This window comes from Microbacterium sp. Cr-K20 (assembly GCF_000708325.1).
GTDB lineage: Bacteria > Actinomycetota > Actinomycetes > Actinomycetales > Microbacteriaceae > Microbacterium.
Genome location: NZ_JARE01000043.1, coordinates 129,894 through 136,878 on the forward strand (window position 1 = coordinate 129,894; position 6,985 = coordinate 136,878).

Sequence of the window (6,985 nt, forward strand, 5' to 3'; positions counted from 1 at the left end):
CGCCTCACGGCTCGGGCTGATTTTCTTTTGGGGAGACACGTGGTCGAGTACACCAAGCCTTGGAAGTCTATAAAGCAGCAGATCGCGCAACTCCAGGGCAGAGGCCTGATCGTCGACGACGAATCGGCCGCTGAACAGTTGCTCGAAGAGGTTGGCTACTACCGCCTCACGGGGTATCTCTATCCATCTCGCGAGTCGGAGAAGTTCATTGATGACCGCGGTCGCCAGTCGACTCGTATTCTGAGTTCGTATCGGAAGGACACCCGTCTGGATCATGCTGCGGCGCTGATCGCATTCGATCGCGCGCTACGCCTGCTCGTTCTCGAGGCCGTCGAACGCATCGAGGTTTCGCTTCGTACTCAAGTCGGCTACATCCTCGGCCAGACTTCGGCCTTCGCGCACCTCGATCAACGATGCTTCACTCCGGCCTTCACCGCGCCATCCATCGATACGGGCGCTGGCGTGATGACGAGCAAACATGCCGAGTGGATCAGCCGCGTGGACGAAAGGCGAGCCGGCTCGAAGGAAGCCTTCGTCGAGCACTTTTCGACGGAAATACGACGATCGAATGCCGATTTGGGCACTGACCGAGATTCTTGAACTCGGCCACCTCGCCAAGCTCTACCGCGGGCTGCAGAACGATCTCGCCACTCGGATCGCCCTTCATTACTCAGTACCCAGCAAGACTGTCCTGGCCAGCTGGATCGCGAGCACCAACTATGTACGGAACGTCGCGGCACACCAGGCGCGCTTGTTCAACAGAAAGCTCGTCGATGCGCCCACCAGACCAAAGAACAATGCTATTCCCGTGTTGGCGCACCTGCGTGAAGACACAGCGCCGAAGCAGGACTTCGGCCTCTACAACTCGTTGGCCGTAATCGCGTATCTGCTGCGCAGCATCGGTGGTTACGCCGATTGGACGCGGCGCCTCAAGGAATTGGTAGCCACCTTTCCGAGTGTCCCCCACGTGAGGATCGACAGCATGGGCTTCCCCGACGGGTGGGCTCAGCAAGGCCTCTGGAAAACCAGCGGATCGAGCTAGACCCATCGACCAGCATCCCCCGGAATGTTTCCGCGCATTTCGGCGGCCCTGGACCGCCCCGCGCCGTTCGCCTTTCATGGGGGCATGACCCGTCAGATCCGCTTCAACGCCTTCGACATGAACTGCGTCGCCCATCAGTCGTCCGGCCTGTGGCGGCACCCCGACGACCGGTCGCGGCAGTACAACACGATCTCGTACTGGACGGATCTGGCGAAGCTGCTGGAGAGCGCGACCTTCGACGGCATCTTCATCGCCGACGTGCTCGGCACCTACGACGTCTACGGCGGCACGAACGAGGCCGCGATCCGCAACGGCGCCCAGGTGCCCGTGAACGACCCGATCCTGCTGGTGAGCGCGATGGCCGCGGTCACCGAGAACCTCGGCTTCGGCATCACCGCGGGCACCGCATTCGAGCACCCCTACCCCTTCGCGCGCCGGCTGAGCACCCTCGACCACCTCACCCAGGGCCGGATCGGCTGGAACGTCGTGACCGGATACCTGCCCAGCGCCGCCCGCAACATGGGCCAGGAGGATCAGCTCGCGCACGACGACCGCTATGACCACGCGGACGAGTACGTCGAGGTGCTCTACAAGCTCTGGGAGGGCTCGTGGGAAGACGACGCCGTGGTCGAGGACCGCGAGCGCGGCATCTTCACCGACCCGTCGAAGGTGCACCCGATCGGGCATGAGGGGAAGCACTTCAGCGTTCCCGGCATCCACATCTCAGAGCCGTCGCCGCAGCGCACGCCGGTGATCTACCAGGCCGGTGCGAGCCCGCGCGGAGTGAAGTTCGCGGCCGAGAACGCCGAGGCCATCTTCGTCGCCGCCCCCTCGAAGGAGGTGCTCGCCGGCACGGTGAAGCGCATCCGCGACGCCCTGGAAGCCGCCGGCCGCGACCGGTACGACGCCCGCATCTACACACTGCTCACGGTGATCACTGCCGCGACGAGCGAGGAGGCGACCGCGAAGCACGCCGAGTACCTCTCCTATGCGAGCCCCGAGGGCGCGCTCACCTTCATGTCGGGCTGGATGGGCGTCGACCTCTCTCAGTACGCAGAGGACGAGCCGGTCGGGAACGTCGAGTCGAACGCGATCCAGTCGGTGCTGCAGCACTTGAAGGAAGAGGCCGACCTCGGCCGCGAATGGACCGTCGGCGATTTCGGACGCCACAACGCGATCGGCGGCCTCGGCCCCACGGTCGTGGGCTCTGGTGTCGAGATCGCCGACGAGCTGCAGTCCTGGGTGGAGGAGACCGACATCGACGGCTTCAACCTCGCCTACGCGGTCACACCCGGCACGTGGCAGGACGTCATCGAGCACGTGATCCCGGTGCTGCGCGAGCGCGGCGTCTACCCGAACGACTACACACCGGGCACGCTCCGCAACAAGCTGCAGGGCAAGGGAGACCGCGTGCAGGACACGCACCGCGCCGCGAAGTACCGCGTCGGGGCGTTCGCCACGACGTGAGCCGGTGCGTCAGTCGTCGCTGCGACTGAAGATCCCGCGCAGAATGAGGAACACCACCACGGCGACGACCGCGACGATCGCGAGCTTGAAGATGAACGCGAGCACCGAGAACAGCGCGCTCACGATCCACCACGCGATCACGACGGCGAGGATGACGCCGAGGATGGTCCAGATGTTCTTGGTCATACCTCCAGCCTACGGAGTCGAGGCTGGGGGGATCTCCTCGAGCGAGCGATAGACGGGCAGCCCGCGCTCCTTCGCGATCTCCACGTCCTTGTCTGCACCCGCCGACTCACCGGGAAGGCGCAGCACCGCGTCGCAGTGCTGCAGCAGTCGGTGCGCCGTCTCGTACATCACGTCGCCCTCGCCGGCATCGACGGCATCGAGGGTGCGCAGGATCGGCAGCGCCGCCCATTCACCGATCATCGGCACGTGGCCGAGGCGGAAGATCGGCCCGGAGACCTCTTCGAGGCGCGCCAGGTTCTGGGCGATGAGTTGGGGGTCGCCGCCGGTACCCGAGCGGTACGGACCGGCGATCAGGATCAGGAGTGGTTTCGTCATGCGGATGACTGTAGTCTGAATCATGCAAGAACGTGCAACTTCGTGAGGAAACATATGCTGGCCGCGCAACGCAAAGACCACCTGCTCGCTCTCCTGGAGCGTGACGGACGGGTGGTGGCGAAAGCCGTCGCCGACGAGCTCGGCGTTTCGGAGGATGCCATCCGCCGTGACCTCCGAGAGCTCGCGGACGAGGGCAGACTCCTGCGCGTCTACGGCGGTGCGCTGCCGATCCCCGCTCCCGAACCCCCGGTTCGCGAACGCGCCGCGCTGGCGACCGAGAGCAAGGAACGCGTCGCGCGCGCGGCGGTGGCCACCGTCCGCCCCGGATCGACGATCGTCCTCGACGCCGGCACGACCACGCTGGCGATGGCCCGGCTCCTTCCCTCCGGCACAGGGATCACCGTCATCACGCCGAGCCCCGCCATCGCCCTCGCCGTCGCCGAGCACTCGGACGCGCGGGTGATCATGATCGGCGGCGAACTCTCCCGACACTCACTGGTGACCGGGGGCGGCCTGGCCATGGAGGCGATCCAGCACCTCGCTGCCGACACGTTCTTCCTCGGTGCCACCGGCATCGACCCCGAACGCGGCCTCACCACGGGCGAACTCGACGACGCCGTCACCAAGCGCGCACTCGCTTCGCGCTGCGCCGCGACCGTCGCGCTCGCCAGCGAGGAGAAGATCGGCGCCGTCGCGCGCTACCCCGTCCTGGCGCTCGACGCCGTCACCGCGATCGTCACCGACCCCGCCGACACCAACCCCCTCATCGCGGAGGTCGAAGCACGGATCGGCAGCCCGGCGTGAGGGGCGCCGTTGCCGACCGCACTAGCGTGATCCCATGAGCTTCACGCCCCTCCGGTCCCGGTCGCGCAACCTCTACACCTGGTTCGCCACTCGCCCAGATCTCTTCGTCTCCGAGCGCTCTCCCCGGAAGTCGACGACGTGGGTCGTGATCGCCGGGCTCATGGTGGTCGTGATGCTCCTCGTCTACCTCAACCCGGAGGCGACGGTCGAACTGCTCGGCGGACGCGTGCGCAGCGGGCTCGCGATCGCCGGTGCCTTCTTCCTCCCGCCGGCCGTCTTCGTCGCCGCCATCGTGATGTTCTTCGTCAGTGCGCGGCGCTGGCGGATCAAGGGCGGCGGCGTGCTGACGAATCCGGTGATCCACGGCGTCGCCGCAGGATTCCCGCTCGATCAGGCCCTGTCCACGCTGCAGCGCGGCAGCTCGGACAGCGCCGGGATCGTCGCCGCCCTGAAAGACGTGATCGCACACCGGGGTGACGACCGACTGCTCACGATCTGGACGTCCGACGCCGATCGGGCGATGTACATCGGCGTGATCCGCGTCGCGGGGAAGGAACTCTGGATCGACTCCGAGCCGCTCGCGCTGGACCCGGCACTCTTCTTCGACGCGAAAGACCTCGACCTCACCGCGATGCGCGAGCAGGCCGGCCTCGGCGGTCGCTGAACCGAGGCGGCATCCCGGAGGCACGGATCAGGGCAGGGCGCGACCGAGTCCGGAGAACTCGAGCGAGGCCTGCTCCGGATCACGCCACGCGCGGTACGCGAGGGCATCGGGGCTCGTCACCCCATAGGCATCACTCAGCGCAGCGACGCATCGCTCGGCGAGTTCCCGGAAGTCGACCGCGTACGCGGGCAGCGGGAGCTCCGCGGTCCAGTTCGGCTGCGCGACCCCCGGCTCCTTCCACCCGGTGGCCCGCAGCACCGATTCGTCGGCATCCGCGACCACGTCGCCCCCCGGCGCCTCGGCGTGGAGCATCTCGGGGTCTCCGGCGAACTGCACGTAGCGCAGCGGGTCGCCATCGACCGAGACGATGAGGAACACGCGGTCGGTCACACCGCGGAGCGCCGTGATGAGACGGAGTGTGAAGGCTCCCCATTCCGACGGCTGCGCGTCGGACGGTCGCGGGACCGGGCGCTGCGCGACGGCGTCTCGGGTCGACTGCGCCCACGGCATCGGCTCCGGTGTGCGCGTGGTCGTGAAGACGAGGTCCCGGTCGTCGACGGGCACGAACTTCAGCCACGACTGCAGTTCGGGCCGCTCGAACCCGAACCTCTCGAACCCCTGCTCGGCTGCGCGCGGATCGCGGGTGTCGAGGCGTGCCAATGCTCCGTCGCCGGGCTCGACCGTGACCGGGATGCCGCGATACGTGCCGTGGTGTGCGACGCGGAAGCACTCCAGCTGCTCGTCGGGTGCGATGTTGCGGACCCACCCGCTCCCGATCTTCCGGAAACCCTCGACCGGGGTGGGGCTCCAGAGCGCCCAGTTGCCTCCCGGAGAGGCGAGCAGGTACTCCGTGTTCCCCACACGCACGTATCGCCCCGACTTCTGCATGGTCAGCACCCCGGCTTCCGGATCGGCGTCGCGAGCACGCGCATCGTCTTCGGCCACCGCGCGCTGCACGTCATACGAGCCACCCTAAGCGAGCCGTCCGACCTCGCGGTCGACGACGACCGTCAGTCTTCCTCACCCCGATCAGCGAGAAGCGCGTGCAGGTGTCCGGCGGCCGCGAGGAGCGCGACGCTGCGCCGTGTGAGCGAGACCAGCCGGCCCTGGAGGATGCGCTGCACCTCGCCCGTGTCGGCATGCTGCCGCACGTGTTCGAGGATGCGCGAGATCGCGGGGATGCCGTAGCCGCCCGCGCGCAGGGCGGCGACGATGCGCGCCTCGGTGATCGCCGCCGCGCCGTACGACCGCGTGGATGCCGTGCCGCGGAGCGGATGCACCAGCCCTTCCTGCTCCCAGTGACGGAGCGCGGACGGGCGGATGCCGAGGGCCTGCGCGAGTTCGCCGATGGTCATCGCATCCGCGTCGTCGAAGTCTTCGTCGGCTTCGACCAGAGCGACATCGAGACCGCGCAGCGCCTCGCGCACTCGGGAGCGCTCGGCCGCGAGACCGACATGCAGGTCATCGATGCGCTCGGCCGCGGCCTCGACCGGCGCCCCGATCAGAGTCGGCATCAGTCGCCGGGCGGGCACGGGGCCGATGGCCGCCGCCATCGCACGATAAGCGCGCGCGGCGGTCTCGTGCCGCCCCGCATAGCGGCGGTAGCCGTTGGCTCCGCGCTCGGCCGGAGGGATGACCCCGAGCCGCTCCAGGTCGCGCACCTGCTGCGTCGAGTAGCCCACGCGTCGACCGAGCGCAGCCGTCGTCATGACATCCTCTTGAGGGTTCGGCATGTGATTCGCCCTCCTTCCCGCTTCCAACTCCACATAAGCACGTGAATCTCATCATTGAGGGATGACAATGCAGGAGATCATCGAAACAGTCCGTGGCTTCGACGGCGCCCTCGTCGTGACCCCCGAAGCGGGCAGCGACTTCCCCGCGCTTTCCTGGGGAGACGCCTACTTCTATCACGCACCGGACGGGCGGATGCCGGAGCGCACCCAGCCGTACGGAACGATCATCACGAAGGACTACCCCGACGACACGGCATCCGCGCTGAACGCGCCAGGGCGGTTCCGCGTGAACATCCACGTCGGACGCGAGCAGGTGGAGTCACTCGTCCCCGTGGACACCGCGCCGGCGGAAGTCGACGTGTTCCAGCGGCATCCGCTCTACGGCGCGGCCGGGTGGGTGTGCGTGATCGACCCCGCGGAGCGCACCTCGGAATCCGTGCTCGATCTGCTCCGCCAGGCGCACGAGTCCGCCCGGCAGCGGTCCCAGCGCCGGGCGAAGTGAACATGACCACCGTGCAGGGCATGACCGAGGCCGACCGCAGGATCGTCGCCGTGTGGGCGGCCGACTGCGCCGAGCGGGCACTGCCCCTGTTCGAGGAGGAAGCGCCGGACGACGACCGCGCCCGAGACGCCATCTCCCGGGCACGAGCATTCGCCCGGGGTGAGCTCAGCGCCGCCGTAGAGATCCGTCGGCGGTTCGTCGCGGGCAGGGCC

The 6,985-nt window shown here is 67.8% G+C and carries 11 protein-coding genes; 7 read left to right on the forward strand and 4 right to left on the reverse strand.

Features of this window, described 5'->3' with window-relative positions:
* The first annotated feature begins 39 nt into the window (after window positions 1–39).
* The 3 genes from GZ67_RS21150 (at window position 40) to GZ67_RS0107545 (ending at window position 2,509) form a co-directional block, all read left to right on the forward strand.
* Entirely contained in the window at window positions 40–600 is a 561-nt protein-coding gene (locus tag GZ67_RS21150; RefSeq protein WP_231484300.1) for an Abi family protein, read from the forward strand.
* Window positions 569–1,042, forward strand: coding sequence for an Abi family protein (locus GZ67_RS21155; RefSeq protein WP_231484299.1), 474 nt, complete (start codon window positions 569–571; stop codon window positions 1,040–1,042). The genes GZ67_RS21150 and GZ67_RS21155 overlap by 32 nt, the downstream gene beginning before the upstream one ends.
* An 84-nt stretch (window positions 1,043–1,126) precedes the next feature.
* A complete protein-coding gene (locus GZ67_RS0107545) occupies window positions 1,127–2,509 on the forward strand; it encodes an LLM class flavin-dependent oxidoreductase (protein WP_029264314.1) in 1,383 nt (460 codons plus the stop codon).
* A 9-nt stretch (window positions 2,510–2,518) separates the two neighbouring features.
* Here GZ67_RS0107545 and GZ67_RS20780 read toward each other — a convergent pair whose 3' ends face one another.
* Window positions 2,519–2,695, reverse strand: coding sequence for a hypothetical protein (locus GZ67_RS20780; protein ID WP_029264313.1), 177 nt, complete (start codon window positions 2,693–2,695; stop codon window positions 2,519–2,521).
* 9 nt (window positions 2,696–2,704) lie between these two features.
* Window positions 2,705–3,070: a hypothetical protein gene (locus GZ67_RS0107555; protein ID WP_029264312.1), complete on the reverse strand. Its 366-nt coding sequence runs from the start codon at window positions 3,068–3,070 to the stop codon at window positions 2,705–2,707.
* 54 nt (window positions 3,071–3,124) lie between these two features.
* On the opposite strand from GZ67_RS0107555, the gene GZ67_RS0107560 reads away from it, so the two are divergent.
* On the forward strand, window positions 3,125–3,874 hold the full coding sequence (locus GZ67_RS0107560) for a DeoR/GlpR family DNA-binding transcription regulator (RefSeq protein WP_029264311.1): 750 nt from the start codon (window positions 3,125–3,127) through the stop codon (window positions 3,872–3,874).
* A gap of 34 nt (window positions 3,875–3,908) precedes the next feature.
* Window positions 3,909–4,538: a hypothetical protein gene (locus tag GZ67_RS0107565; protein ID WP_029264310.1), complete on the forward strand. Its 630-nt coding sequence runs from the start codon at window positions 3,909–3,911 to the stop codon at window positions 4,536–4,538.
* A gap of 27 nt (window positions 4,539–4,565) precedes the next feature.
* Here GZ67_RS0107565 and GZ67_RS0107570 read toward each other — a convergent pair whose 3' ends face one another.
* Window positions 4,566–5,483, reverse strand: a complete 918-nt coding sequence (locus GZ67_RS0107570) for a TY-Chap domain-containing protein (protein WP_136025790.1) — start codon at window positions 5,481–5,483, stop codon at window positions 4,566–4,568.
* A 65-nt stretch (window positions 5,484–5,548) separates the two neighbouring features.
* Window positions 5,549–6,271: a MerR family transcriptional regulator gene (locus GZ67_RS0107575; protein ID WP_231481724.1), complete on the reverse strand. Its 723-nt coding sequence runs from the start codon at window positions 6,269–6,271 to the stop codon at window positions 5,549–5,551.
* A gap of 61 nt (window positions 6,272–6,332) precedes the next feature.
* Here GZ67_RS0107575 and GZ67_RS0107580 point away from each other — a divergent pair, with 61 nt between their 5' ends.
* Entirely contained in the window at window positions 6,333–6,773 is a 441-nt protein-coding gene (locus tag GZ67_RS0107580) for a DUF6194 family protein (protein WP_029264307.1), read from the forward strand.
* Between the two features lie 2 nt (window positions 6,774–6,775).
* A partial coding sequence (locus GZ67_RS0107585; RefSeq protein ID WP_036330218.1) for a putative immunity protein occupies window positions 6,776–6,985 on the forward strand: 210 nt, incomplete at its 3' end.

Bases quoted from the DNA above. Each gene is read 5' to 3' on its own strand.
- GZ67_RS21155 (WP_231484299.1), top strand. From the start codon at position 569: ATGCCGATTTGGGCACTGACCGAGATTCTTGAACTCGGCCACCTCGCC.
- GZ67_RS0107545 (WP_029264314.1), top strand. From the start codon at position 1,127: ATGACCCGTCAGATCCGCTTCAACGCCTTCGACATGAACTGCGTCGCC.
- GZ67_RS20780 (WP_029264313.1), bottom strand. From the start codon at position 2,695: ATGACCAAGAACATCTGGACCATCCTCGGCGTCATCCTCGCCGTCGTG.
- GZ67_RS0107555 (WP_029264312.1), bottom strand. From the start codon at position 3,070: ATGACGAAACCACTCCTGATCCTGATCGCCGGTCCGTACCGCTCGGGT.
- GZ67_RS0107560 (WP_029264311.1), top strand. From the start codon at position 3,125: ATGCTGGCCGCGCAACGCAAAGACCACCTGCTCGCTCTCCTGGAGCGT.
- GZ67_RS0107565 (WP_029264310.1), top strand. From the start codon at position 3,909: ATGAGCTTCACGCCCCTCCGGTCCCGGTCGCGCAACCTCTACACCTGG.
- GZ67_RS0107575 (WP_231481724.1), bottom strand. From the start codon at position 6,271: ATGCCGAACCCTCAAGAGGATGTCATGACGACGGCTGCGCTCGGTCGA.
- GZ67_RS0107580 (WP_029264307.1), top strand. From the start codon at position 6,333: ATGACAATGCAGGAGATCATCGAAACAGTCCGTGGCTTCGACGGCGCC.